Raw genomic sequence first — 802 nt, forward strand, 5'->3', positions numbered from 1 at the left:
AACGCAGACCGTCGTCCATCGCGATCGGGTGGATCAGGGTAACAACCATTTTGATGTTGTCGCCCGGCATTACCATCTCTACGCCTTCCGGCAGTTCGATGGTGCCCGTCACGTCAGTTGTGCGGAAGTAGAACTGCGGACGGTAGCCTTTGAAGAACGGAGTATGACGGCCGCCTTCATCTTTGGACAGGATATAAACTTCAGATTCGAATTTGGTGTGCGGCTTGATGGAACCCGGCTTAGCCAGTACCTGACCACGTTCGATTTCTTCACGTTTGATACCACGCAGCAGAACACCAACGTTCTCACCCGCACGGCCTTCGTCCAGCAGTTTGCGGAACATTTCAACGCCAGTACAGGTAGACTTAGCAGTCTCTTTGATACCAACGATTTCAACTTCTTCACCTACTTTGATGATACCGCGTTCTACACGACCGGTAACAACGGTACCACGACCGGAGATGGAGAATACGTCTTCGATCGGCAGCAGGAACGGCTTGTCAATCGCACGCTCTGGTTCCGGGATGTAAGAATCCAGGAAGCCAGCCAGTTCGATGATTTTCGCTTCCCACTCTGCTTCGCCTTCCAGCGCTTTCAGAGCAGAACCACGAACGATCGGCGTGTCGTCGCCCGGGAAATCGTACTGAGACAGAAGTTCACGAACTTCCATTTCTACCAGTTCCAGCAGCTCTTCGTCATCAACCATGTCGCATTTGTTCAGGAACACGATGATGTACGGAACGCCTACCTGACGACCCAGCAGGATGTGCTCACGAGTCTGCGGCATCGGGCCGTCAGTCGC

At 53.2% G+C, this 802-nt stretch carries 1 protein-coding gene; it reads right to left on the reverse strand.

Annotated features, from left to right (window positions below; genetic code table 11):
* A partial coding sequence (locus DBY68_RS22695; RefSeq protein WP_112296233.1) for an elongation factor Tu occupies positions 1 to 802 on the reverse strand: 802 nt, incomplete at both ends.

This window comes from Pseudocitrobacter sp. RIT415 (assembly GCF_003057695.2).
In the GTDB taxonomy this organism is placed as follows: Bacteria; Pseudomonadota; Gammaproteobacteria; order Enterobacterales; family Enterobacteriaceae; genus Pseudocitrobacter; species Pseudocitrobacter faecalis.